The organism is Alteromonas halophila, assembly GCF_014651815.1.
GTDB classification, from domain to species: domain Bacteria; phylum Pseudomonadota; class Gammaproteobacteria; order Enterobacterales; family Alteromonadaceae; genus Alteromonas; species Alteromonas halophila.
Genome location: NZ_BMXP01000007.1, coordinates 123,142 through 149,281 on the forward strand (window position 1 = coordinate 123,142; position 26,140 = coordinate 149,281).

Genomic DNA, 26,140 nt, shown 5'->3' on the forward strand with positions numbered 1-26,140 from the left:
AGATAGCCCGTACCCATATAATCTCCATTTATACTTTCTGCTTAATACATATCGACCTATACGGGGTAACACCTGCTTTTGGATTAGACTTCGCCAGACAAACCCGCGAACTCCGCAAAAATATCCAGGTTATCTGCCACGTTTTCAGACAGTGGCTGACAATTCAGAGTGGCTTGTACATATGCTGAAAAGGGGGGCAGTGCTGAAGAGTACTGAATTGATTCGCCAGGTAAAAATCTATCGCGCTGTGATTGGTCTGTTCAACATCAAGCACCAGAGCTGTTTTACCCAGCGAGACTGCCAGTGCCTGCATCTCGTCAAGCAGACGCCGTCCTACACCTTGTCGGCGACAGTCAGGCGTGATCGCGAGGTGGCCAATCGCCATTTGCGTATCCGTCGGCGGATGTAATGCAGACGAATAGACCTGGCTTCGCATGACAATATTCAGCGACTCGTCCAGGCCGAAATGCGCAGTAATTACGTCTAAGGTCGCGCGGTCAAAGTTCTCAGGCAGCTGGTTATGCCAGCAGGTGACAAGCCCAATCACGCGTTCGTCCTGGCAGGCAACCCAGTGATTTTTATAGCCATACTGCCCTTCACCTGCGTGCCAGGCGGCAAACAGATAGCGACGTACGCGGGCCTCATCACCGTTACCGAATATATCTGTCAGTAACGCACCCGCCGCCTGCATCAGCAGCTCGGTTGCCACCTCGCCATCGGTTTGTTCAGCGGCGCGCAGGGTGACCATTCACGGTGCATCGGCATTGGTGATGATGGGCATATCGTGAAGAATCTGTTCGCCATCAGCGACCGCCAGTTTGCCGGGTGACATGACGGGTTTGAACCGGCCAATGACCTGTGCGTCAGGATTAACCAAAACAACCGAGCCACTGTGATCGACCAGATAGTTGGGCTTGTCAGTACTTTCAGCAATCGCGTACATCATGCCCATGCTACGAGTAAGCGGAAACAGATTTTTATGCTCACCCGTGGCGGCGGTAAAGGCTTCATTAAAGAAGCCCACATATTCCGCCAGGCGTTCGACCGAGTCACGGTTTGGATCCACAGAGATGAACAGCACGCGGATAGGATCAGCACTGTTGATATCCTGCAGTTCCGGATAAATGCGGTTAAGCGTTGCCATGGTGGTCGGACAAATATCCGGGCAAAAGGTGTAGCCCAAAAACACCAGCGTCCATTGTCCGGTCAAATCGGCGTTGGTCAGGGGCTCACCGGTGTGCGTGGTGAGATTGACTTCGCTTAATTCACGGGGCGCCGGATACATACTGAAATAGTCAGGATCGGGCGGGGTGTCGACATCAGGCGGCGCAATGATTGTTGCGCCATAAATTCCCAGTATTAATGCGATAAGGGCAACCAGCCCGACAATGTTTTTCTGGCTCATAAGCTGTACGGTAAATAATGGTCAACCAACAGGACCACAAATAGTAACATCAAATGCACGATGGAATACTTAAAGGTCTGCATCGCGGTATTCGACTGGGCGGCATATTTGAGCTTCCAGGCGTAATACAAAAAGCCTGCGTTTAATGCCACCGAGCCAAACAGATAAATAGCATGGCTCATACCGGTCAGGTAGGGCAGCAGACAGACCAGGAACAGCAGAACAGTATACAGCAGCACTGAGGTTTTGGTGAATGCTACACCATGGGTGACTGGCAACATGGGCACCTTGGCTTTGGCGTATTCTTTTTCCCGGTGAATGGCCAGCGCCCAGAAGTGCGGGGGCGTCCAGGTAAAGATGATCAATACCAGCAGCAGCGCATGGGCGTGTATTTCACCGGTCACCGCGGTCCAGCCCAGCAGAGGCGGAGCAGCGCCAGCAAGACCACCAATCACAATGTTCTGTGGTGTCGCCCGTTTCAGGAACATGGTGTAAATGAACGCATAACCGACCAGGCTGGCCAGGGTAAGAACGGCAGTGAGCATGTTCACAAACAGTGCCAGTACGACCGTACCGGTGACGCCCATTGCAAAAGCAAACAGCAGCGCGCGCTGAGCACTGACCTTACCCCGCGCCACAGGCCGGTTGTAGGTGCGGGCCATCTGGCTGTCGATTTTATGATCCACCACGTGATTTACCACAGCGGCTGCACTCGATAACAGGCCAATGCCCGCCAGCCCCAACACCAGCGTTTGCCAGGCGACCCAGGCTGGTGTTGCCAGACACATGCCCACCAGCGCCGTTAACAGCAACAGCATTACCACATTGGGTTTGGTCATTTCATAATAATCGCGCCAGCTTGCCGATCCGTGCCGATGCGTTTGTGCTGAAGAAGAAACAGAAGCAGATTTAGCCATGGGACCCTCCATGAGCCTGAGACAATTGCCAGGTGATCCAGATCATCACCAGCAGAAGACACGCGGCGACCGCATTATGCGCCACCGCAACGAATAGTGGCAGGCTGAACACCACATTACTGATGCCCAGCCCAACCTGCAGGAATAGTACTGCCAGTAACACAACCGGCGCGGTTTTCGACACCCGGGAGTGCCCGCCAAGCAGGCGTAAGGCAACAAAGCCGAGGTAGAAAAATGTCACCACCGCACCGATGCGATGCACGATATGCATGGTCATACGCTCTGCATAATCGTGCGCACCAAATTCATAATTGTCAGCCGGTGGCACGCTGTAGGCACCACCAAAATCCAGTCTTGACCACCACTGCCCCTCACATACCGGAAATTCGGTACAGGCCAGCGCCGCATAGTTGGCTGACGTCCAGCCGCCCAGTGCAATTTGAACTATCAGCACAACGATGCCGCCTGCCGCCAGCAGCGGTAAACCGGCATACGACCGGTGCGGGTCTGCAAGACGCAGATAAAGCACGAACAAACACGCCAGCACCGTAAAGCCACCCAGTAAATGGCCCATCACTACAACCGGCAACAGGTTAAGCGTTACCGTCCACATTCCCAGTGCAGCCTGAAATATCACCAGTCCCAACAAGGCCAGCGGCAGTTTCAGCGGTCTCGATGGTTCCCGTTTGACCAGCGCAATGATGGCAATGGCCAGTATGCACAGCCCCAGCGTACCGGCAAAATAGCGATGGATCATCTCATTCCAGGCTTTGTGCGCTTCTACCGGCCGATCTGGAAAAGCGGCATTCGCCGCTGCCACATGCTCAGCCTGTTGCGGTACCCCAATATGCCCGTAACAGCCCGGCCAGTCGGGACACCCAAGACCTGCATCGGTAAGCCGCGTATAGGCGCCAAGGATGATCACAACAAATGCGAGTGCCAGACTGAAAACAGCCAGTTTTTTCATGATAGCGCTACCCAATACGTGACAATTTTAATAGTTTTTTTACGTCAGACAGCATGTCGCGGCTGTCCATGACCGCCTCTTTCTTATCTGCTCTCGCCGGGTATCTGAGCATGGCGTTATTTTGTGTATCTACCACAAAAATACCATTGCGCTGCTCAGCTTTAAACAATTTATTAACACTGTTTTCGCTGACCATCTGCACACTGACTTTATCCGTATTTTTCAGGTCGCTGATTGTGGCCGCATCACTCGCTGCGGTCGCCAGTACCAGTGCCTGTGCCCGGTCTGTTTCACGGCCAAGCGCCAGCCACACCTGCTGAATACTGTAAATAGCATTTTCACAGGCGCTGTCACAGGTTTCAGGTACCAGGTAAACCAGTCGCCACTTCGGTGGTAAGTCATTCAGTGGCCCGGAGAAATCCAGGGTTGGTTGCAGCAATTCGCCTTTGTTGGTCGCACCACGGTTAAACCAGTCCTGCTCAAGCGCAAACTTGGCAAGCACCACGGGTATTAAAAACGCCAGAAATACCAGTAACAGGGTTTTCTTATTATTTCGTGGCTTATCGGGCATGGTTATTTCCTTTTCTGAATATTGCTACAGCGCCAATGACCGCGCCTGCCAGAGCCAGTCCAAACCACTGAATGGCATAGCCAAGATGCTTTTCAGGCGACATTACCACTGGCTCCCACTCACGGACATATTGCGCATCGGGCGTAGTAAGCTCAAGAATATGTGGTCTGAACTGACGATTAAGTAATTCTCCCAGCGTATCGGTATCGGGCTTTTGGATCACCAGGGGAAAGTGACTGGCTTCGGTAGCTGTTTCACGGATCATCGGGTTGTCACCGGGGCGGGTGATCACCCCCTTAAACCGTTGAACCTCGCTCGCCACATCCAGGTCCGGCAATTCATCACGATAGCGCGGTGCGGCAACCCAGCCATAGTTGACCAGCAGCCAGCCAAAGTCGGTCTGCACGGGTATCAGCACATCGTAGCCCGGTTTTCCCTGGTGGATTTGATTGTCCAGCAGCATTATCGCGCTGGTGTCAGGGATACCGCTGACCGTGACATCTATATCACGGGGATCAGGCATGTTAATAACCTGTGAAAAATCAACGGGACCCTGCGCCTGCTTTTGCGTTATGCTAGCCAGACGCTGTTGTTTTTGTTCCATTCTGTCCAGTTGCCAGAAGCCGAGAGACGTCATGATCACACAGCACAGCCCAGTGATGACGATGGCAACAAGTTTTGGAAAGCTCAAGGACAGCATGGCGAGGTAAGCGCACTCCAATTGAGGAAAGTATGTTAGTTAAAATAATTCTGATTTGTCTGGTTCTGTATATGATTCTGAATTTGTTCAGAGCCATGCGTGTGATGATGAAAAATGACCCAAAGGACGGCCCGATGAGCAGGTACATCGGGCGCCGGGTGTTAACCTCTGCCATCATCGTTATCATTATCCTGGTAGCGATTGGCACAGGCGTAATAACACCTAACCCAAGGCCGTATTAACGGCCCTGCCTTTTACAATACATACACGAAGATATACAGCATTACCCAGACCACATCGACAAAATGCCAGTACCAGGCACCGGCCTGGAACGCGAAGTGGTCTTTCGGGGTAAAATGCCCTTTCAGGACCCGGAAAAACAGCACGATCAGAATGATGGTGCCCAGTGTCACGTGCATGCCGTGAAACCCGGTCAGCATAAAGAAGGTATTTCCGTACACGCCCGACTGAAGGGTCAGACCCAGCTCCTGGTAGGCGTGAATGTATTCTTCAACCTGCAATACCAGAAATATCAGCCCCAGCAGAATGGTCACACCCAGCATCCAGGACAACTGTTTGCGTTTATTTTCCTCAAGACCAACGTGCGCAAAATGCAGGGTCACGGAGGAGACCAGCAGTATCACCGTGTTAATGGTAGGCAGTCCCCAGGCGCCCATCGCCTCGGTGCTTGTACCTCCGGGGGTGGATATCAGCGGCCACATTGCTTCGAACCCAGGCCACAGCACCTCGTTGGTCATGGCGTTGTTAGACGCGCCACCCAGCCAGGGCACGGCAATTGCCCGCGCGTAGAATAAGGCGCCGAAGAAGGCAGCAAAAAACATGACCTCAGAGAAGATAAACCAGCTCATACCCTGACGGTAAGAACGCCCCAGCTGATCGCTGTACAGGCCACTCATCGACTCATCAATCTGGTTTTTAAACCAGCCCACCAGCATAACCAACAGGGTCACGATACCGGCCAGTAAGATGTAGCCGCCGTAACCGGGCTCGCCTTTGGTGGCTTCAATGACATAATTGCCCGCACCTACCGCAATTAAGAATAATGCCACGGCCCCAACGATCGGCCAGATACTCTGTGCGGGTACATAATAGCGTTCATACTCTTGCTGCATTGCCTTCTCCTTTACGCCCTGACCGCTTACTTTCCGCTGCTTTCTTGCTGCGTTAAAAACGGATTTTCTTTTTGCGGTAAATCATTGGTCCGGGCCGTCACATCATAAAGTGTGTACTGAACAGTAAAATAGTTAATATCTTCAGGTAGTTGCGGGTCAACGTAGAACTGCATCGGCAGCGAGGCTTCATCCCCGCCAGCCAGCGGTTGCTGATTAAAACAAAAACACTCTGTTTTATTCAGAAACAACGCAGCCTGACCCGGCGAAACAGACGGAATGGCCTGCGCTACCACTTCTTTTGTCAGCGGATTGCGCACATAAAACTCAACCGTGTTTAACTCACCGGGGTGCACCTTCACGCGGTGCGTCTGCGCCCGGAACTCCCAGGGCATACCAGTATTGGTTCGGGTGATAAATTCCACGGTGACTTCACGTGACTCATCAACCTCAATCGACTGATAGCTGGCCGCCTGATTCGAGGTTTTGCCGTTGATCCCTGTAATATCGCAAAACACGTCATACAGGGGCACAAGCGCAAAGCCGAAACCGAACATGCCAATTACTACGGCGAGTAATTTAATGACCAGCTTACTGTTGTTGTTTTGCGCAGTTGCCATAACCTGAGTGCCTTCCTTTTACTTGTTACTTGTTACTTAACAACCGGAGGCGTTTCGAAGGTATGATACGGTGCCGGCGAGGGGATTTCCCATTCCAGTCCGTGTGCCCCTTCCCATACCTGATCAGATACCGGCTCACCCTGTTTGCGACAGGCTTTGATCAGCAGTGCCAGGAAGATAAGCTGCGACAGACCGAAGGCAAAGCCTCCTAAGCTTATCCACTGGTTAAAGTCTGCAAACTGAAGCGAATAGTCGGGAATACGACGTGGCATCCCCGCCAGGCCAACAAAATGCATAGGGAAGAACAAGACATTCACTGAGATCAGCGAGCACCAGAAGTGCCACTTGGCCAGAGTGATATCAAACATTTTGCCGGTCCACTTCGGCAACCAGTAATACACCGCCGCCATAATCGAGAAGATTGCACCGGTCACCAGTACATAATGGAAATGCGCCACCACGAAGTACGTATCGTGGTACTGGAAGTCCACCGGCGTAATTGCCAGCATCAACCCGGACAGACCACCGATGGTGAACAGCACAATAAATGCCAGCGCAAACAGCATTGGCACTTCGAACGTCAGCGCACCGCGCCACATGGTGGCAACCCAGTTGAAGACTTTCACCCCGGTCGGTACTGATATAAGCATGGTCGCGAACATAAAGAACATTTCCGCGAACAACGGCATCCCTGTCGTAAACATATGGTGTGCCCACACAATAAATGACAGCAGCGCAATGGACGCGGTGGCGTATACCATCGAGGCATAACCAAACAGGGGCTTGCGTGAGAAGGTTGGCACAATGTGCGAAATGATCCCGAATGCCGGCAGGATCATGATGTACACCTCGGGGTGGCCGAAGAACCAGAATATATGCTGGAACATCACCGGATCACCGCCACCGGCAGCATCAAAGAAGCTGGTGCCAAAGAACTTGTCGGTCAACACCATGGTGACGGCACCTGCCAGTACCGGCATCACCGCGATAAGCAGGAAAGCCGTGATCAGCCAGGTCCACACAAACAGCGGCATTTTCATCCACGTCATGCCCGGTGCGCGCATATTGAATATGGTCACGATGACGTTAATCGCGCCCATGATGGATGAGATCCCCATGATATGTACGGAGAACACAAACAAGGCGGTAGAATCTCCACTGTACGTGGTGGAAAGTGGTGCGTAGAAGGTCCAGCCAAAGTTAGGGCCGCCGCCTTCCATAAACAGCGAGCTTAGCAGGATCAGAAAGGCAAACGGCAGGATCCAGAAACTCCAGTTATTCATACGCGGCAAGGCCATATCTGGTGCGCCAATCATCATGGGGACCAGCCAGTTAGCCAGACCGGTGAAGGCCGGCATTACCGCACCAAATACCATGATCAGTCCGTGAACGGTGGTCATCTGGTTAAAAAAGTCTGGCTCGACAATCTGCAGGCCCGGCTGGAACAGTTCCGCACGAATAACCATGGCCATGGCACCGCCCACCAGAAACATAATGAAGGCGAACCACAGATACAGTGTACCGATATCTTTATGGTTAGTGGTAAACAGCCAGCGTGTTATACCCTTAGGAATGTGATCGTGATGGTCATGGTGATCATCATGCTCAGGTGCCGCTGAATCCGGCGAAATGACATCGTTTGCTTTGCTCATAATGTGCTCCTATTCTCCGGTTGCGACAGCGTTAACATCTTTGGGTTGGATCACATCGCCGGTATCATTGCCCCAGGCGTTACGCTCATAGGTCACAACCGCCGCCACTTCTTTCAGACTCAGCATGTTGCCGAACGCCTGCATGGCCGTGCCGGACTTACCGTGCAGAATAATATCAATGTGCCCTTCAATGTCTTCCAGTACCATCTTACTGCCTTTCAGGGCAGGGAATGCACCGGGCAACCCTTCGCCATTTGGCTGGTGGCAGGATGCGCAGGTAGAGTTATACACCCGCTCACCGACACTCATCAGTTCTTCTTTAGACATGCTCATGGCCAGCAAGCGCTGTTCTTCTTCTTTTTCACGGCGCGCAATCTCTTCCTGCTCATTCAGCCAGGCGTCATATTCAGCCGGCTCCTTGGCGATCACCACGATGGGCATAAAGCCGTGATCTTTACCACACAGCTCTGCGCACTGACCACGGTATACACCGGGCTCATTCACTTTGGTCCATGCTTCATTAATAAAGCCTGGGTTAGCGTCTTTTTTCACCGCAAAATCCGGCACCCACCAGGAGTGAATAACGTCATCAGAGGTGATCAAAAAGCGGACTTTCTGGCCGGTCGGGATCACCAGCGGGCGGTCAACTTCCAGCAGATAGTTTTCACCCTTTGAAAATTTGTTTTCAATTTGTTCGCGTTGGGTGGCCAGCAATGAATAATAGTCGACGTTGGTGTCCATGTACTTGTAGTGCCATTTCCATTGCGACCCCGTCACCAGCACGGTCAGGTCGGGCTCTGTGGTATCTTCCATGGCTATCAGTGTGCGCGCAGCTGGCACGGCCATAAACACCAGAATAAGGAACGGGATCACGGTCCAGGCAATTTCAACTTTCACGCTTTCGTGGAAGTTCGCCGGTTTAACACCGCGCGACTTGCGGTGCAAAAACATGGAAATGAACATGGCACCGAACACCACGATGGCGATCACCACACAAATCGCGAACATCAGCATGTGCAGGTCATACACCTGCCCACTGATATCAGTGGCCCCACGACGAAGGTTTAATGCACTGTCCGCCCCTGCCGTTTCAGCCACCGCTGATGCAGATAAAAGCGTACCCAATAGCATTCCTACTCTCGTCGAAACGTAATTCGTCAGTCGTTTCACTCAGCACCTCCATAGCGGGCTAGTCGGACTCTGAAGTGGTCCAAAGTTCCCATAAAGACTTTATTTGATGACCCAGGCTTGTAAATTGCTAATTTAGCCTTTGTTATTATGTTGTTAACTACTGACTAAGAATTACGCAATATGAATGCTGAGTCTAGTCTTTTCTGTCAAATCCACATCAGGTTGATGATAATTTAACCAAAGTTTTTTTATAGTCTGAAGGGCGATCGTAGCCAGAGGGAATGGTCAGTAAGGCTTTGCGTACTTAAAACGTATCAGAGAGGATAAATAGTGAAAAAAGCGAGACACGGCGAACGCGTGTCTCAGTTAGCTGGGTTAGTGCCTGCCAGATTGACGCCTGAATGTAGTTACATCCAGTCTGCGTTGCGAATGACACCCACTGCGATGCCTTCGATATTAAAGGGCTGACTGGCAAGGTCGACCTTGATCGGTGCGAACTCGTCATTTTCGGCATGAAGCAGCACTTCGCGGCCTTTTTTCTCGAGCCGTTTTACTGTCACATCTTCATCAACCCTGGCTACCACAACCTGACCATTATGAACGTCAGTGGTGCGGTGAACGGCCAGCAGATCGCCATCCAGAATACCAATGTCTTTCATACTCATGCCGTCTACACGCAACAGGAAATCGGCATGCGGATGAAACAGAGACGGGTCTACCTTGTAGTGCGCTTCGATATGCTCCTGCGCTAACACCGGCTCACCGGCTGCCACTCGACCAATCAGCGGTAACCCCTGTTCTTCATCATTTTCCGCCTCAACGTCAATATTGACGCGGATCCCGCGGGAGCGGCCGGGCATTATTTCAATCACCCCTTTGCGGGCCAGTGCCTTTAAATGTTCTTCAGCGGCATTGGCTGATTTAAACCCCAACTGGCGGGCAATCTCGGCGCGCGTTGGTGGCATGCCGGTTTCAGCCATGGTGGTTTTAATCAGTTCGAGGACTTCCGTTTGTCGTGGGGTAAGTGGACGCATACACAGCCTGTTTTTCTATACAGTTAAAGCGCAGTATAACCGCATATCAGTAAATCGCAAGCGCTGTGAGGACCGAATTTCAGATAAGAAGCGAAGCACTTACGTTCTGGACTCGGTCTTCCTGTTTGTAGAGAAAAGTGACCATATGATAATCAATCCACACGATTGAAAAAGAGAACTAATTATCTTGTAATAAACATACCCTACTTCCTCAATATCACCCGCTTTAAGAAGTATCCTGATTGCTTCCGGAAAAGCTATGGCGGCAAACGGAATTTGCATTATAGCTATTTTCTTAAACGGAATTTTTTTAGATATCACTTTTCGAATAATTACATTTGCGAGGACAAAAACGAAAGAACTCAAAATCAGATCGTGAGCTGTCAGAGCGACATAGAAATAATCCCAGTGATGGTCTGCTACACTCAGTATTGATGTTATTCTCGGAACAATACGAAAAACGAATTCTGCGATTAACAGCAGGCCCACGCCACCTGAAAACCAGAACAAATACACCATATAGTTATGTTAATACTCTACTGCATTTCAGCGCGATAATAGCAGGGGGGGGTAATAATAGTTCAAGCCGCTCCATTTTTATGTTTATAAGCAATATTCATTCTGTACCAACAATACACCCAACCTACTGGCGGTAGAATGAAATTGAATAAAACGGCAAGTAACGTTACGCAAGGAAAATCTTTTTTAAATGATCGTGTGTAATATATTGTAAAGGCAATAACGGTAATATTTATTAGAAATATGATTTGACCAAAAACAACTGAATTAACATTCAAATTCAATTCCTTTTTATTAAAAACTATTCCAAATTTGCTTTGAGTATCAAACAAAAGCGTATTGTGAACAAGCTATATTAGCAGCATCGTTAATCGCCCGCCTTCGGTGATATGGAAAGTGCGAATACTTTTGCATCCCCCTACGAAACCATGCTATCAAACGCCAAACACTTTCTTCCAATCACAGGGGCAATTCATGAGTGTCGCGTGCCGACTGGCGACTGAATCAGACTTACCCACCCTTAATCAGTTTCAGCGCGGAATTATCGCTGCGGAAGCGCAATACATTCCACGTCGAAAAGATCAGGACTATTCCTATTACGATCTGTCTGCGCTGCTCAGCGATACTGACACCAGAATCATTGTCGCCGAGCATCAGCAGCGTCTGATTGGCTCGGGGTATGTGCAAAAGCGCCCCTCGAAAGCGTATCTGCAGCATGACTGGCATGGCTATGTTGGTTTTATTTATACGCTGCCTGATTATCGCGGGCAGGGCGTGGCGAAAAAGGTAATTTCAGCCCTGGCACAGCAGGCAAAAGCCATGGGCCTGGATGAGTTGCGCCTGGATGTCTTTGCCGACAATCAGGCGGCTGTTGCGACCTATAAAGCGTCGGGCTTCACCGCTAATCTGATAGAAATGAGGTATCCCTTATGAACGCACTGTTATCGCGCGCCACACTTATTGCCTATATCACGGTGCTGCTATTATTTGCGGTGCTCGATGGCATCTGGCTGGGTATCATTGCTATGCCCTGGTATCAGGATGCCTTTGCCGGTTTACTGCGTGAGCCGTTTATTACCTGGCCCTGGATGGTGTTTTACCTCGCCTACTGCCTGATTGTTGTCGTACTTGCAGTATGTCCTGGACGTCACACATCCGTGTTAAGCGCACTGGGCAGGGGAGCAATGCTCGGCGCCGCGGCCTATGGAACCTATAATCTTACCGGTTATTCCATTATCGCCGGCTGGCCGTTAAACATGACACTGGTGGATCTGGCATGGGGCACCGTTGCCACCGCCTTGCTGAGTACAGCTGGGCGCGCCATGATCAATCGGTTTGGTAAACAATGACAGGAACGGACCCCATGACGGCTTCCCTGCAAATTCTGGATTTTGAGTCTGGCCTTGCCGCAGACTTCGATCGTATTAACCGTGAATGGATCACCGGGATGTTTTTTCTTGAAGAGGTCGACGAGCAGGTGATCAGCGATCCCGAGACCCATATTATTGCGCCCGGCGGACACATCTGGTTTGCGCAACTGCCCGGAAAGGGCATTGTCGGTACCTGCGCACTGGCTAAAAAAGCCGATGGCGTGTTTGAGCTGACCAAAATGGGCGTCAGCGCCTCGGCCCGCGGTCATAAAGTAGGCGAAGCGCTGTTGCAACATGTACTTGCGCAGGCGCCGTCTATCGCCACCCGCCAGCTGTTCTTGCTGACCAACAGCCGCTGTGAGGCGGCCATCCATTTGTATGAGAAAAACGGTTTTGTTCATGACGCAGACGTGCTGGCAACCTACGGACATGGCTATCAGCGCTGTGATGTTGCCATGCGCTATGCAGTAGCAGAGTAAACTGATTGGCCGGGCCATACGTTTTCATTACCAGACACGCTGTTCGTGTAACCGCTTAGCTGCTCAGGTGCGTCCCGGCTTGCTAAGTGGCTACCCGCACCTTCACCGACTTTGTGTTACACTTTGGCGGTTTTCATTGTAAAGGATCCCCTCTTCATGACCTGGATGCGAAAAGCCCTGCAGTCGCTGTTTCATTATCCGGTAAAATGGCTGGTCAGAGCCCATAGCATTCCGACCAATGTGGAATCGGAACTGGGTATCGACAAATCCAAGCCCATCATTTACTTGTTGCCGACCAACTCCGTGACCGATCAGCTGGCACTGAGAATGTCGACCCGTGCGCTGGGTCTGCCCAGCCCGACAGAGACTATCTCACTTGCCGGTGAGTCGTACCCCTCTGCATTATTTTTACGCAAGACGCAGCCGATCTTCTCCAAGATCAAAGGGAATACGGGCATCGAAACAACGTTCGTTGGCCTGTTTCATCTGTTTCGCGATAACCCTGAACTGGACGCGCAGGTCGTGCCGGTCTTTGTCTCCTGGGGACGCGCCCCCGGCAAAGGCAACCCTGGTCTGGCCGATCTCATCGCCGATCGCGCCGCGCCAAGCTGGCTGCGCAAACTGTTTATTGTCCTGTTTTTAGGCAGAGACAACTTCATCAGTTACAGCAAGGCCGTCTCTGCCCGTACTATGGCTAACCAGCATGGCAGTGACGAACAGATTGCCCAGAAGCTTATGCGGGTAGCAAGTACTCACTTTCACAGAAAGCGTCAGAGTCTTACCGGCCCAACCCTGCTGGAGCGTCAGGAACTGCACAACAGTGTGCTTGGCTCGGACGCGGTACGCCGGGCTATCGCCGAGGAGGTCCGCGCCAAAAAACTCTCTCATGATGATGCAAAATCACGGGCGGTCGAATACATCGACGAAATTGCCGCCGATTACCGGGAAGGGCTGATCCGCTTTGGCGACCGCCTGCTCACCCGCATCTGGAACAAAATTTACAACGGGATCAGTGTCGGCAATGCCAGTCGGGTCAGAGAGCTGGCGGCAAACGGCCATGAAATTATTTATGTGCCGTGTCACCGCAGCCACATGGACTATCTGCTGCTGACCTATGTGATCTATCACGAAGGGCTGGTAACGCCGCATATTGCCGCCGGAATCAATCTGAACTTCTGGCCGGTGGGTAAATTGTTCCGTCGCGGTGGTGCGTTTTTCCTGCGCCGCAGCTTTGCCGGCAATAAACTTTACACCGCCGTGTTCCGTGAGTATCTGGAGCTGCTGTTCAATAAAGGCTACAGCGTAAAGTATTACCCTGAAGGCGGACGCAGCCGCACAGGCCGCCTTATTCCGCCTAAGACTGGCATGCTGGCGATGACGGTACAGGGCATGGTAAAAGGCATCAACCGCCCGGTTAGTATTGTGCCGGTGTACATCGGTTATGAGAACGTCATGGAGGTGAAAAGTTACCTCAGCGAACTGAAAGGCTCGGTTAAGAAGAAAGAGTCGAACTGGCAGGTATTCTCGGCTATTCGCAAGCTGAAGAACTACGGCCACGGCTACGTGAATTTCGGTGAGCCGGTGTCACTGGCCCAGTTTATGGACAAGCGGGTACCGGACTGGCGTGAACACCGCAATGCGGCAATGGATAAGAAGCCTGCCTGGCTGACCCCGGTGGTGAATGAACTGGCCAATAATGTCATGACCCGCATCAACCGTTCCGCGGCGATCAACGGCATGGCCCTGTCATCGCTGTGTATTCTGTCTTCAAAAACCCAGACCTTAAGTGAAGACGAACTCAGACAGGCCCTGCATGACTTTCTGCACTTGCTGCGGGACGTGCCGTTCAGCAGTGATGCGACCGTTCCTGATATCACCGCCGATCAGATGCTCAGTGAAACACTCAGGCTCAACCGTTTTGATATTGAGCAGGATGAGTACGGCAAGTTAATTAAACCACAAGCCAAATCGGCGGTATTTTTAACCTATTACCGTAATAACATTCTGCATATGTTTGCGCTGCCCGGACTCATTATGGCGGCGGTATTTGCGCACCGGAATATCGAGAAAAATACGGTACTGCAGCTTGTTGCTGCGCTGTACCCGCTGTTACAGCGCGAACTGTTTTTGCATATGACACAGGATGAGGCGCTGTCTTACAGTGCCGATTTGATCACTGCGTTCAAAGAACAGGGCTTGCTGCAACAGCGCGGCCGTTACCTAAGTGCGCCGGACACCAAAGATAAACGGTTCCATTCGGCCTGGCTGCTAAGCCGTTGCCTGCAGGACACCTTCCAGCGCTATGCTGTGGTGCTGACCATTCTGGAGAAAGAGCGGAACATCAGTCGCGGCGCACTGGAACGCACCAGCCGTCAGGTCGCTGAGCGCCTGTCATCGCTCTACGGCCTGAATTCACCGGAATTTTACGATAAAAACGTACTGTCCAGCTTCATCACGGCACTGCGTGAAAATCACTGGATAGATACTGCGGAGGATGGCGCGCTGAAATATTCCGAAGAATGTGAAGCGCTGCGCCAGGACGTAATGGCCCTGGTGTGGCCGGAGATGATCCAGCATCTGGAGCATGTCGCCTTACATCAGTAAGGTCACACGATTGACTGACACCCGGCCAGCGCCGGGTGTTTTTTTCTCTGCCATTTAAACTATTCTCAATCCGGCCGCGACTTAGTCAACATCACCACTGTAATCAGGACTTGTTGAACTATGTCGATTGCTGACACCAGCGGGCAGGACACCCTGTTGTCGCCGGCCGCCTCTTCCCGTCGTCGTACTATCTGGATTGTTGCCGTTGTCGCGCTGTTAATCCTGGCGCTTGTTGTGGCGCTACCGGCCATCAGTAACTGGCAGCAAAGTGAAGCCTCAGTACCACGCGACCGATTGCGCATTGCCACCGTCAGCTATGGCGATCTTATCCGTGACTTGTCCGTTGAAGGGCGCGTTGTGGCGGCGGTCAGCCCCCGTATTTACAGCCCGGCGCAGGGCACCATCGACCTGCACGTGGATGCCGGTGAACAGGTAACCCAGGGGCAGGTACTCGCCACCATCGACAGCCCGCTGCTGACCAATGAGCTGCAGCAGGAACAAAGCCAGTACGAGGCGCTGAATGTGGCACTTGAGCGCCAGCGCATTCAGGCCAAAAAACAGATGCTGGAAGATCAGAAAGCCATTGATCTGGCCAACGTCACCCTGCTGGCTGCCGATCGAGAAAAGCGACGCGCCGACAAAGCCTACGAGACCCGGGCAATCAGCAATATTGACTATGAAAAGGCGCAGGATGACTTAAATAACGCCCAACTGGTGCACGAGCATGCGGTGCAGGACGCAGCGCTGAATAAAGAGAGCCTGCTGTTTGAAATAGAAGCAAAAGAACATGAAGCCAACCGCCAGCAACTGAGGTACAGCGACCTCAAGCGTCAGGTGGATGCTCTGACACTGCGCTCACCGGTCACCGGTATTGTCGGCAACCTGGCGGTAGAGCAAAAAAACCAGGTCACCAAAAACCAGATACTACTCAGCGTGGTGGACTTAACGGAGCTGGAACTGGAAGTGGCCATTCCAGAGAGCTACGCCGATGATCTCGGTATTGGTATGCCAGCCGAAGTGCGGTTTAACAACAGCCTGTATGCGGCGAAACTTATCAGTATTTCACCAGAAATAGAAAACAATCAGGTCACTGGCCGGGTACGCTTTGCGCCGCCTGAGGATGATCCTGATGCCATTCCAGTCGGCCTGCGTCAGAACCAGCGCCTGACCACCCGCATTCTTATGGAAAACAAACCTAACGTTCTGATGGTGCAGCGTGGCCAGTTCCTCGACAGCGGTGCCGGGCGCATTGCCTATCGCGTTGATGGCGACATGGCCCACCGGGTGGCCATTCAGACCGGGGCCCGCAGTCTGTCGTCAGTGGAAATCGTTGATGGCCTGGCGCCTGATGATCAAATCATTATCTCCGGCACCAGTGCGTTTGACGGTGCGCAGTCGGTATTAATTACACAATAAAATAAGAAGGAACCTCTGCGATGCTGAGTATGACCAATCTGTCCAAAGTGTTTCGCACCGAACTGGTGGAAACCCACGCGCTGCGCGATTTTAGTCTGCATGTTGATGAAGGTGAGTTTGTTTCTGTGACCGGCCCGTCCGGCTCGGGTAAAACCACCTTTCTCAACATTGCCGGACTACTTGAAACCTATACCAGCGGTGACTATACCCTGGACGGTCAGAATGTTTTCACCTTAAACGACCGGCAGCGCAGCCGGCTGCGAAATGAAAAAATTGGCTTTATTTTTCAAAGTTTTAATCTTATTCCCGACCTGAATCTTTACGACAATGTCGATGTACCGCTGCGCTACCGGGGCATGACCGCCGGCGATCGCCACCAGCGTATCTGCGACAGCCTCGAGCAGGTTGGCCTGGCCAACCGCATGAAACACCTTCCGGCTCAGCTCTCCGGAGGACAGCAGCAACGCGTGGCAATTGCCCGCGCGCTGGCTGGTGATCCGCGCTTTTTGCTGGCCGATGAACCGACCGGCAACCTCGACAGCCAGATGGCCGCCAGTGTGATGGGGTTGCTACAGGACATTAATCAACAGGGCACGACCATTGTGATGGTTACCCACGACCCGGAACTTGCCCGCCAGACCCAGCGCAATGTTTACGTAAAAGACGGCCGCGTGTGTGATGAAGCTGCACCGGTTCAGCTTGCCACCGTCAATGAATAACAGGGGAAAGCTATGTTTGCCTACTATTTGCGGTTAGCGACCAAAAGTATTCGCCGCAACCCGTACCTGAGCCTGTTGATGATGCTGGCGATTGCACTGGGCATTGGTGCCTGCATGACCACCATTACGGTGAACTACATTATGTCGTCCAACCCTATCCCGCACAAAAGTGATGATCTTTACTATGTGCAGCTGGATAGCTGGGATCCGTATTCGCCGTTTCGTGAGCCGAACGAACCACCGGATCAGCTGACCTGGCGCGATGCCACCAATCTGATGGAAGCAAAGCGCGCCCATCGCCAGACGGCCATGGCCACCAGTGGCGCCGTGGTGGAGCCTGCCGACCAGGACATTAACCCGTTTATGGCCTCACTTCGACTCAACTTCAGTGATTTCTTCCCGATGTTCGACACGCCCTTTTTGTATGGCAGTGGCTGGGGCAGTGAGGACGATAACGACCCCGCCTATGTGGTGGTGATCAGTAAAGACGTGAATGACCGGGTGTTCGGCGGAGAAAACTCGGTGGGCCGCACCTTAACGGTGGCCGGTAAGCCATTTAGGGTAGTGGGGGTGCTGGATACCTGGATTGTTGTGCCCCGCTTCTATGATGTCACCACCAACGCCTTTCAGGATACCGCCGATATCTTTATGCCGTTTTATATGAAGCGCGAACTGGAACTGCCTAACAGCGGCAACACCAATTGCTGGAAGTCACCGGAAGGCGAGGGTTTTACCGCGTTTCTGCAGTCGGAATGTATCAACTTTCAGATGTGGGTCGAGCTGCCCTCTGACGGTGAGCGCGCCGCTTATCTGGATTTTATGAACAGTTACGTGGAACAGCAAAAAGCCTTAGGCCGCTTTGAACGACCACTGAATAACCGGCTAAGTGATGTGATGACCTGGCTGGAAAACCAGCAGGTGGTGGCCGACGACGCGCAAATCATGCTGTGGGTGGCGCTGCTGTTTTTGCTGGTATGCATATTAAACACCATTGGCCTGCTGCTTTCGAAATTTTCACAGCGCAGCAGTGATGTGGCGCTGCGCCGGGCCATCGGGGCCAGCCGCAGCGCAATTTTCGCCCAGTACCTGACCGAGACCGCGCTGATTGGTGTCGCCGGTGGCATAGCCGGTCTGGGCCTGACATTACTGGGGCTGGAAGGCATTAAGCTGCTGTACGGCGACTTTGTCAGCAACCTGGTGGCGCTGGATATTCCGCTGGTGATAGCAGCAATCTTACTCTCAGTACTGGCCAGCATGCTGGCTGGGTGTTATCCGGCCTGGCGGGCAACACTGATTGCCCCGGCCAGTCAGCTAAAAACACAGTAAGGAGCGAGCCATGACACATAACTGGGAAACCGGCCCGATTCTGCGCGCCATGTCGCGCAATAAGGTGGGCGCGCTGCTTATCGCCCTGCAAATTGCCATTACCATGACCATCATTATCAACGCTATCTTCATTATTGTGGAGCGCAGTGCGCTGATGGGAAGGGAGTCTGGCGTCGATGAAGCCAATACCTTTTATCTCACCAGCACCGGCTTTGGCAGTGCGTTTAATGCATCGTCCGTGATTGATGAGGATTTGCGGCGGCTACGAGGCACACCCGGCGTGGTTGATGCGGTGCAAATTAATGCCATCCCCATCAGTGGTGGCGGCTGGTCGATGAGCCTCAAAACCGAAACCGGCGCCGACATCGACGGCATAGGCACCGCCAATTACTTTGTGGATGAGCACGGTGTGGATGCGCTGGATTTACAGGTGATTGCCGGGGAGAATTTCACGGCTTCCGATGTGCGCCTGCGCGGACGTAACCAGAGTGACTGGCCACCCGTTGCCATGATCACCAGAGCACTGGCAGAAAATCTGTTCCCGGACACTAATTATGCGGATGTGGTTGGTAAAACCGTGTATATCGGTAACGATGAACCGGTGACCGTGACCGGGATTATCGACAAACTGCAGGCCCCCTGGATTGGCTGGGATCGGCTTGAACACGCCATGCTGACGCCGGAAAAAATGGACTTCTCGTCTACCCGGTATCTCATTCGCACCGAGCCGGGACAGCGCGACCGGCTAATGGCCGAGGTTGAGACAGCACTGGCCGATGCCTACCCCAACCGTATAATTCGCGACGTGGATACCTTAACCGCCACCCGCGAGCGCAGTTATCGTCGTCACAGCGCCATGATCACCATTCTCACGGCGGTGATGGTCTTACTGTGCACCATCACCGCACTGGGTATTGTGGGTCTGACCAGCTTTAACGTCAGCCGCCGCAGAAAGCAAATTGGTACCCGACGGGCGCTGGGCGCCACCAAACCTGCCATCATTCGCTACTTTATGCTGGAGAACCTGATGATATGCACACTGGGCATTGTGCTTGGCAGTGCCCTGACGGTGGGCCTGAACATGGCACTGGTACAATGGTTTAATCAGACTGCGCTGGACTGGTTTTATATTCCGGCGGGCATTGGCGTATTAATACTGATTGGTCAGCTTGCGGTACTTGGCCCAGCTCTACGCGCCGCACAAACCCCACCGGCACTGGCCACCCGCACCGTATAGGCAGGTTGCACATTGTGGGTAAAGGCGACGGTTAGACTCTTAGCCGTCGCCCTGTATTCATCGGTCTTTGCCTACAAAACACTCACGGCCAGGGCGACCGGCAACAGCAGCGTTATCAGCACATTCAGCCCCATGGCGCGGATAAACGCTGGCGTCGGCGCGTGATAATGCCGCGCCTTGCCGGCTATCCACAGCGCGGGGAGCAAAAACGTAAGCGTTGCCAGGGCAGGTACTGGCAGGGTACCCCTGACAACCAGACCGGCAATAATCGCGGCGGCCAGGCACCACTGCACGCATAACACGGTAGCGGCAGTCCGGTACCCATACACAATCACCAGATGACGGCGGCCATGGCGCCTGTCGATGTCGGCATCGGGAAACTGGTTAAGTAGCAGCAGGTTATTCACCAACAACATGGGAATAAGCGCGAGAAGTAGCATCGCGCTGTCAGTACGGCCGGTCAGTGCCACATAACTGCCAAAACACATCACCAGCCCAAAGCCTGTGCCCGGGGCCAGCAAACACAACCAGGGCAGGCGGTTCAGCCAGGGCGTATAGGTGACAACAATGCCAGCCCCCAATAGCCCCAGCAGCACCAGCAATCCGGTCTGAGCAGGCTGCAGCATAACAATCGCCAGGCCGCCGGTTATGGTCAGCCCCACCATCACCAGGGCCATATGCTTTACCACGTCGCGTCGCTGAGGCTGTGCGACCAGTGCGCCGCTTCCGCCACTAAACGGGGTGCGGCTGGAGCCGCGCTGACGGTCACTGTCGCAGTCCATATATTCGTTGAGCATATTTACGCTGATATGCGCGAGCAGCGCACTGGCAACAATGAGGGTAAGGATCACCGGCGACCAGCGAATGTCGGCAGCTATGCTGTAGCACAGCGGTAACGACAGACAGCTGACCACCAGCAGCAGAAAGGGCGAGCGCATGGTCTGAAGGATAGTGTTCGCAGTCACGCCGGCCTTCCTGTTACCTTAGTGTTTAATCATGGGACAAGAAGAACCGGTAGGCAGGATCATCTGACACGTCCTGATAGTCATAATCCAGTTTGGCCAGATGCGCATTGAAGTCCTCGCGGCTGTCCGGCTCAATATCAAAGCCAGCCAGCACCAGTCCTTGCGCCGCCCCATGATTACGGTAGTGGAACAAGGTGATATTCCAGCGATCCGACAATGTCGTCAGGAAGTTCAGCAACGCACCAGGGCGCTCTGGGAACTCAAAGGCAAATACCTGTTCATTGAGGATCGTAGGCGGCCGTCCGCCGACCATATGCCGCACATGCAGTTTTGCCAGCTCATTGTCAGACAGGTTAACACAGGCATAACCGCGCGTTTCCAGCTCCTGTTGCAGCTCGGCATATTCACTTTTACCACCTTTAAGCTTCACGCCCACAAAAATATGGGCCTCGCTGTCATTGGCATAGCGATAGTTAAATTCGGTGATTGCCTTGTTGCCGACACACTCGCAAAACTGCTTAAAGGCGCCGGGACGTTCGGGGATCCGCACCGCAAACACGGCTTCTTTCTGCTCGCCCAGTTCACAGCGTTCAGACACGTAGCGCAGGGTATGAAAGTTAATGTTGGCGCCACATAAAATACCGCCGAGGCGTTTGCCCTGAATATCATGGTGCTTGGCATATTTACGGATAGCCGCCACCGACAGAGCACCGGCAGGCTCAGCGATAACCCGGGTATCATCAAAGATATCCTTTATCGCACCACAGATTTCGTCGTTGCTCACCGTCATGGTGTCATCCAGCAGGCGGTCGCACAGCCGAAAGGTTTCCTCACCCATGGTGCGCACCGCAACGCCATCGGCAAAGATCCCGACATTTTTCAGGGTTACCGGTTTTCCTGCCTCCCGGGCAGCGGCAAAACAGGCCGACTCTTCAGACTCGACACCAATAATACGAATATCCGGCTTGAGCTGCTTCAAATACACAGCAATACCGGCAGCCAGGCCACCGCCCCCAATCGCCACAAACAGCACGTCAATATAGGGGTTTTGCTCCAGTAATTCACGGGCAACAGTGCCCTGACCGGCAATGACATCGGGGTTATCAAAGGGCGGCACATAGGTATAGCCTTCTGATTCACACAATGCTTTTGCATGATCATTGGCCTGATCAAAGCTGGTCCCGTGCAGGACAATTTTCACATTCTGGCCGCCAAACCGGCGCACTGCCTCGACCTTGATATCGGGGGTGGTTTCCGGCATCACAATGGTGGCACGAATACCCTTGGTGTGAGCACCATAGGCCAGCCCCTGCGCATGGTTACCTGCTGACGCGGCAATCACGCCCGCTTCGCGCTGCGCATCGGTGAGTGAGCAGATGCGGTTGTAGGCACCCCGTAATTTGAATGACTTAACCGGCTGCTGATCTTCGCGCTTTAAAAAAATGTCGTTTCCAAGCTCAGCTGACAGTCGCGACATCAGCACCAGGTCACTGGCAACCGCCACATCGTACACCGGCGCCAGCAGGACTTTTTTCAGGTAGTCATGATCGCTGACCGTCATAATGACTCCAGCTTGGACGCATCCCGCACAGCGCCTTTATCGGCACTGGTCGCCAGCGCGGCAAAGTTCTTCAGAGCCAGTGACACATGCCGTTCACGGCTTTGTGGCTGCCAGGGCCGCTCACTTTTTTCCATGGTTTCGCGCCGCGCTGCCAGCGTGGCATCATCAATGTCGATATTGATGGTGCGGTTAGGAATATCAATGCAAATGGGGTCGCCATCTTCAATTAGCGCAATACCGCCGCCACTGGCTGCCTCCGGTGAACAGTGACCAATCGAGAGGCCGCTGGTACCGCCGGAGAAGCGGCCATCGGTAACCAGTGCACAGGCTTTGCCCAGCCCTTTGGATTTAAGATACGACGTGGGGTAGAGCATTTCCTGCATGCCCGGCCCGCCTTTTGGCCCTTCGTAGCGAATGATCACCACATCCCCGGCGACGACCTCATCACCCAGAATACCGGCTACGGCGGCATCCTGACTCTCATAGATGCGTGCTTTGCCGGTAAAGGTGTGGATAGATTCATCAACACCGGCGGTTTTCACAATACAGCCATTTTTGGCAATGTTGCCGTACAGGACCGCCAGGCCACCTTCTTCACTGAACGCATGGGCCATATCGCGGATACAGCCATTACTGCGGTCGGCATCCACACTGGGCCAGCGGCAATCCTGACTGAATGCCTGCGTGGTACGAATGCCGGCAGGCCCGGCGCGGTAAAATTTATCAGCCTGCTCGTTATTGCCGGACGTAATGTCCCACTCGCTGATGACATCACCAATACTGCCACCCAGGACATGGCTGACATCGTTATGCAGCAGCCCACCCTTATTCAGCTCGTTGAGAATACCGAGAACGCCACCGGCACGGTGCACGTCTTCCATATGGTACTGCTGGGTGGAGGGGGCCACTTTGCAAAGATGCGGCACCCGTCGCGACAACCGATCGATATCGGCCATTCCAAAGGGCACCTCGCCCTCCATGGCCGCGGCCAGCAAATGCAAAATCGTATTGGTCGAGCCGCCCATGGCAATATCCAGACTCATGGCGTTTTCAAACGCCTTGAAGTTAGCGATATTGCGCGGCAGGGCGCTGGCATCGTCATTGCCATACCAGCGCTGACACAGCTCGACTATCACCGAGCCGGCACGTTTAAACAGGTCTTCCCGATCGGCATGGGTGGCCAGCATCGAGCCGTTGCCTGGCAGCGACAGCCCCAGCGCTTCGGTCAGGCAGTTCATGGAGTTGGCGGTAAACATGCCGGAGCAGGAGCCGCAGGTCGGGCAGGCTGACCGCTCAATCTCGTTGGCGTCATCATCGCTGACCTTGTCATCTGCTGCGGCTACCATGGCATCGACTAAATCCAGCTTTATCAGTTTATCCGATAACTGGGTTTTACCCGCTTCCATTGGCCCGCCTGAGACAAACACCACCGGCACATTCAGGCGCATTGACGCCATCAGCATCCCCGGCGTGATCTTGTCGCAGTTCGAAATACACACAATGGCATCGGCGCAGTGCGCGTTCACCATGTACTCGACCGAATCGGCAATGATTTCCCGCGACGGCAGGCTGTACAGCATGCCACTGTGGCCCATGGCAATGCCGTCATCCACCGCGATGGTATTAAACTCTTTGGCTACGCCGCCCGCTGCTTCGACGCTGCGGGCGACAAGCTGCCCCATGTCTTTAAGATGCACATGCCCGGGTACAAACTGCGTAAAGGAATTGGCAATGGCAATAATTGGCTTACCGAAGTCGGCATCTTTCATACCGGTGGCGCGCCACAGGGCGCGCGCCCCAGCCATGTTTCTTCCCTGTGTGGTGGTTGCAGAACGTAATTTGGGCATAGTGACTTCCCATAGTTGTTTAAGTGTTAGTCATAAACCGGCGTCAGCCAGTTCCATTTGTCTTCGGTGGTGCCGTCGAACAGGCCAAAGAACATCTTCTGGACTTTCTCTGTTATTGGCCCGCGACCGCCACTGCCTACATCGATGCCGTCGACACTGCGAACCGGCGTGACTTCGGCAGCGGTGCCGCACATAAAGATTTCATCAGCCAGGTACATGGCTTCGCGCGGGATGTTTTCTTCGCGCACTTCATAGCCCATTTCTTTAAGCAGCGTCATACAGGTATCGCGGGTGATCCCCGGTAAAATTGCGGCAGTGCGCGGTGTGGTACTGACCACGCCATTGCGGATAACAAAAATGTTCTCGCCAGCGCCTTCACTGATATAGCCATTGCGATCAAGTGCAATACCCTCGCCGTAGCCGTGGCGACGGGCTTCCATGGAAATAAGCTGTGACGACAGGTAGTTACCGCCCGCTTTAGCACCGGTCGGCATGGTATTAGCGGCCAGCCGGTTCCATGAGGAAATACCCGCATCGACACCATTTTTGATGGCCTCTTCACCAAGGTAGGCGCCCCACTCAAACGCGGCAATGGCGACATCGGTTTCGGTGCCAAACGGTACCTGCAGACCCATGCCAATATCGCCGTAATAGGCAATAGGACGGATATAGGCAGACTGCAAATCGTTTTTACGGATAATATCCAGGGTCGCCTGATTAATTTCATCCAGCGTGTACGGGATGGTCATACGGTAAATTTTCGCCGAATCAAAGAGGCGACGGTTGTGCTCCTGAAGACGAAACACACAGGTCCCCTTATCCGGTGTTTTATAGGCCCGGACGCCTTCGAATACGGACGAGCCATAGTGGATCGCATGCGTCATCACATGCACGGTGGCATCTTTCCAGTGTGCGATTTCGCCGTTAAACCAAATGTATTCTGCAGGTTGCTTAGCCATGTTTATTCCTTTCAAGTGTAGGGTAAATACCCGGATAGCCACCTTGGTGGCATTACGTGTTGAGACGAATAATACATGACCCTGAGCAACCGCCCAATATGGCAGGCAAATCGCAGGTTTTCTGGACAGAATTATTTACAAACCACCCAGCGTAACGCGCTGTCTTCAACACAACGGCGTTCACCCTGTAAGGCAGACCTTTAGGCTTGCATGACCGCGATATGATATCGCGTTATATGTAGGTTCGGACGTGGAGAATTCCACGGGCATTACAGGCTGGCTATTCCTGTGATTGCCATTTGATGTAAGAAATAGCATGAAAGTCGCGGCCGAATCAAGTAATTTGCACACATCCTGTGGGTATTCGTCAATCCGCGAACGGGGGACTAATGATTGACTGGTTTCACTGGCTAAACCTGGCCGGGGTCGCAGTATGTGCGGTATCCGGTACGCTGATGGCCTATCAGAAGCGTATGGATGGCTTTGGGGTGGTTGTACTGGCCAGCGCCACTGCCATTGGTGGCGGTACACTGCGCGATTTGATGCTGGATGTGCCGGTATTCTGGATCGCCGATACCGATTACCTGTATACCACACTGATGGCGGCCCTGGTGCCGGTAATCTGGCTGCGCCTGAGCCCTCAGTTCCCCTATCATTACCTGCTGATTGCCGATGCCTTCGGCCTGGCTCTGTTTAATGTGGTCGGCATTGAAAAGGCGCTGGCCAGCGATACCTCAATGGCGGTCGCTATCGCCATGGGCACCATCACCGGGGTTTTTGGCGGGTTGTTGCGTGACGTGATTTGTCGCGAGGTGCCCCTGGTACTGGACGGCGAATTGTATGCCATTACCTGTATTATCGGTGGCATTGCGTATGGGGTCGCCATGCAGGCGGGGCTGAGTACGGCGTGGTGCGGCCTGCTTGCCTTAAGTGTGACCGTATTATTGCGCTTAGGCGCATTGCGCTGGCACTGGCAACTGCCGGTGTTCAGTGGCGACTAACGCAGAGCCC

At 53.2% G+C, this 26,140-nt stretch carries 25 protein-coding genes; 10 read left to right on the forward strand and 15 right to left on the reverse strand.

From position 1 onward, the window contains the following. Nucleotides 1-163 precede the first annotated feature (163 nt). Genes IE054_RS13495 through IE054_RS13520 form a run of 6 tightly spaced genes read right to left on the reverse strand, consistent with a single transcriptional unit; the run spans nt 164 to nt 4,497 of the window. Complete coding sequence (locus IE054_RS13495; RefSeq protein WP_189407260.1) at nt 164-748, reverse strand: GNAT family N-acetyltransferase; 585 nt, start codon at nt 746-748, stop codon at nt 164-166. Continuing rightward, the gene (locus IE054_RS13500) at nt 749-1,405 is read right to left on the reverse strand and encodes an SCO family protein (protein WP_189407262.1); all 657 of its coding nucleotides are present in this window, start codon (nt 1,403-1,405) and stop codon (nt 749-751) included. Continuing rightward, nucleotides 1,402-2,322 carry a heme o synthase gene (gene cyoE, locus IE054_RS13505; RefSeq protein WP_189407264.1) on the reverse strand — a complete coding sequence of 307 codons (921 nt, stop codon included), beginning with the start codon at nt 2,320-2,322 and terminating at the stop codon, nt 1,402-1,404. Before cyoE ends, IE054_RS13500 begins: the two co-directional genes overlap by 4 nt. Continuing rightward, nucleotides 2,315-3,289, reverse strand: a complete 975-nt coding sequence (locus tag IE054_RS13510) for a COX15/CtaA family protein (RefSeq protein WP_189407266.1) — start codon at nt 3,287-3,289, stop codon at nt 2,315-2,317. Before IE054_RS13510 ends, cyoE begins: the two co-directional genes overlap by 8 nt. 7 nt (nt 3,290-3,296) lie before the next feature. Continuing rightward, a complete protein-coding gene (locus tag IE054_RS13515; protein ID WP_189407268.1) occupies nt 3,297-3,860 on the reverse strand; it encodes a redox-active disulfide-containing membrane protein in 564 nt (187 codons plus the stop codon). After that, the gene (locus IE054_RS13520; protein WP_229805157.1) at nt 3,850-4,497 is read right to left on the reverse strand and encodes an SURF1 family protein; all 648 of its coding nucleotides are present in this window, start codon (nt 4,495-4,497) and stop codon (nt 3,850-3,852) included. Before IE054_RS13520 ends, IE054_RS13515 begins: the two co-directional genes overlap by 11 nt. Before the next feature lie 95 nt (nt 4,498-4,592). Between IE054_RS13520 and IE054_RS13525 the strand changes: the two genes are divergently transcribed. After that, nucleotides 4,593-4,802, forward strand: a complete 210-nt coding sequence (locus IE054_RS13525; RefSeq protein ID WP_189407272.1) for a DUF2909 domain-containing protein — start codon at nt 4,593-4,595, stop codon at nt 4,800-4,802. Nucleotides 4,803-4,814: 12 nt separating this feature from the next. On the opposite strand, the gene IE054_RS13530 is transcribed toward IE054_RS13525, so the two are convergent. The 5 genes from IE054_RS13530 to lexA form a co-directional block, all read right to left on the reverse strand. Then, nucleotides 4,815-5,693, reverse strand: coding sequence for a cytochrome c oxidase subunit 3 (locus tag IE054_RS13530; RefSeq protein WP_189407274.1), 879 nt, complete (start codon nt 5,691-5,693; stop codon nt 4,815-4,817). 26 nt (nt 5,694-5,719) lie between these two features. Then, nucleotides 5,720-6,310, reverse strand: coding sequence for a cytochrome c oxidase assembly protein (locus IE054_RS13535; protein WP_189407276.1), 591 nt, complete (start codon nt 6,308-6,310; stop codon nt 5,720-5,722). Between the two features lie 32 nt (nt 6,311-6,342). Beyond that, complete coding sequence (gene ctaD / locus IE054_RS13540) at nt 6,343-7,962, reverse strand: cytochrome c oxidase subunit I (RefSeq protein ID WP_189407278.1); 1,620 nt, start codon at nt 7,960-7,962, stop codon at nt 6,343-6,345. A gap of 9 nt (nt 7,963-7,971) precedes the next feature. Next, a complete protein-coding gene (gene coxB, locus IE054_RS13545) occupies nt 7,972-9,093 on the reverse strand; it encodes a cytochrome c oxidase subunit II (RefSeq protein WP_189407280.1) in 1,122 nt (373 codons plus the stop codon). Between the two features lie 407 nt (nt 9,094-9,500). Further along, on the reverse strand, nt 9,501-10,127 hold the full coding sequence (gene lexA / locus IE054_RS13550; RefSeq protein ID WP_189407282.1) for a transcriptional repressor LexA: 627 nt from the start codon (nt 10,125-10,127) through the stop codon (nt 9,501-9,503). A 993-nt stretch (nt 10,128-11,120) separates the two neighbouring features. Between lexA and IE054_RS13555 the strand changes: the two genes are divergently transcribed. From IE054_RS13555 to IE054_RS13590, 8 genes are all read left to right on the forward strand, one after another. Further along, nucleotides 11,121-11,579: a GNAT family N-acetyltransferase gene (locus IE054_RS13555; protein WP_189407284.1), complete on the forward strand. Its 459-nt coding sequence runs from the start codon at nt 11,121-11,123 to the stop codon at nt 11,577-11,579. Then, complete coding sequence (locus tag IE054_RS13560) at nt 11,576-11,995, forward strand: DUF2177 family protein (RefSeq protein ID WP_189407286.1); 420 nt, start codon at nt 11,576-11,578, stop codon at nt 11,993-11,995. Before IE054_RS13555 ends, IE054_RS13560 begins: the two co-directional genes overlap by 4 nt. Nucleotides 11,996-12,009: 14 nt before the next feature. After that, on the forward strand, nt 12,010-12,495 hold the full coding sequence (locus IE054_RS13565; RefSeq protein ID WP_229805159.1) for a GNAT family N-acetyltransferase: 486 nt from the start codon (nt 12,010-12,012) through the stop codon (nt 12,493-12,495). Nucleotides 12,496-12,651: 156 nt separating this feature from the next. After that, nucleotides 12,652-15,099, forward strand: a complete 2,448-nt coding sequence (gene plsB / locus IE054_RS13570; RefSeq protein WP_189407288.1) for a glycerol-3-phosphate 1-O-acyltransferase PlsB — start codon at nt 12,652-12,654, stop codon at nt 15,097-15,099. Between the two features lie 120 nt (nt 15,100-15,219). Then, on the forward strand, nt 15,220-16,515 hold the full coding sequence (locus IE054_RS13575; RefSeq protein ID WP_189407290.1) for an efflux RND transporter periplasmic adaptor subunit: 1,296 nt from the start codon (nt 15,220-15,222) through the stop codon (nt 16,513-16,515). Between the two features lie 20 nt (nt 16,516-16,535). Further along, nucleotides 16,536-17,234 carry an ABC transporter ATP-binding protein gene (locus IE054_RS13580; protein WP_189407292.1) on the forward strand — a complete coding sequence of 233 codons (699 nt, stop codon included), beginning with the start codon at nt 16,536-16,538 and terminating at the stop codon, nt 17,232-17,234. A 12-nt stretch (nt 17,235-17,246) separates the two neighbouring features. Next, nucleotides 17,247-18,560 carry an ABC transporter permease gene (locus IE054_RS13585; protein ID WP_189407294.1) on the forward strand — a complete coding sequence of 438 codons (1,314 nt, stop codon included), beginning with the start codon at nt 17,247-17,249 and terminating at the stop codon, nt 18,558-18,560. Between the two features lie 10 nt (nt 18,561-18,570). After that, nucleotides 18,571-19,797, forward strand: a complete 1,227-nt coding sequence (locus IE054_RS13590) for an ABC transporter permease (RefSeq protein WP_189407296.1) — start codon at nt 18,571-18,573, stop codon at nt 19,795-19,797. 71 nt (nt 19,798-19,868) lie between these two features. Here the strand turns inward: IE054_RS13590 and IE054_RS13595 are convergent, their stop codons facing one another. The 4 genes from IE054_RS13595 to IE054_RS13610 are packed head-to-tail and all read right to left on the reverse strand — an operon-like array spanning nt 19,869 to nt 25,129. Beyond that, nucleotides 19,869-20,762: a prenyltransferase gene (locus IE054_RS13595; RefSeq protein WP_189407298.1), complete on the reverse strand. Its 894-nt coding sequence runs from the start codon at nt 20,760-20,762 to the stop codon at nt 19,869-19,871. Nucleotides 20,763-20,787: 25 nt separating this feature from the next. Further along, nucleotides 20,788-22,323 (reverse strand): threonine ammonia-lyase, biosynthetic, encoded by a 1,536-nt coding sequence (ilvA, locus tag IE054_RS13600; protein ID WP_189407300.1) that lies wholly within the window; start codon nt 22,321-22,323, stop codon nt 20,788-20,790. Next, a complete protein-coding gene (gene ilvD / locus IE054_RS13605) occupies nt 22,320-24,170 on the reverse strand; it encodes a dihydroxy-acid dehydratase (RefSeq protein ID WP_189407302.1) in 1,851 nt (616 codons plus the stop codon). The genes ilvA and ilvD overlap by 4 nt, the downstream gene beginning before the upstream one ends. A 26-nt stretch (nt 24,171-24,196) precedes the next feature. Beyond that, on the reverse strand, nt 24,197-25,129 hold the full coding sequence (locus IE054_RS13610) for a branched-chain amino acid transaminase (protein ID WP_189407303.1): 933 nt from the start codon (nt 25,127-25,129) through the stop codon (nt 24,197-24,199). A 389-nt stretch (nt 25,130-25,518) separates the two neighbouring features. Between IE054_RS13610 and IE054_RS13615 the strand changes: the two genes are divergently transcribed. Further along, complete coding sequence (locus IE054_RS13615; protein WP_189407305.1) at nt 25,519-26,130, forward strand: trimeric intracellular cation channel family protein; 612 nt, start codon at nt 25,519-25,521, stop codon at nt 26,128-26,130. Nucleotides 26,131-26,140 lie beyond the last annotated feature (10 nt).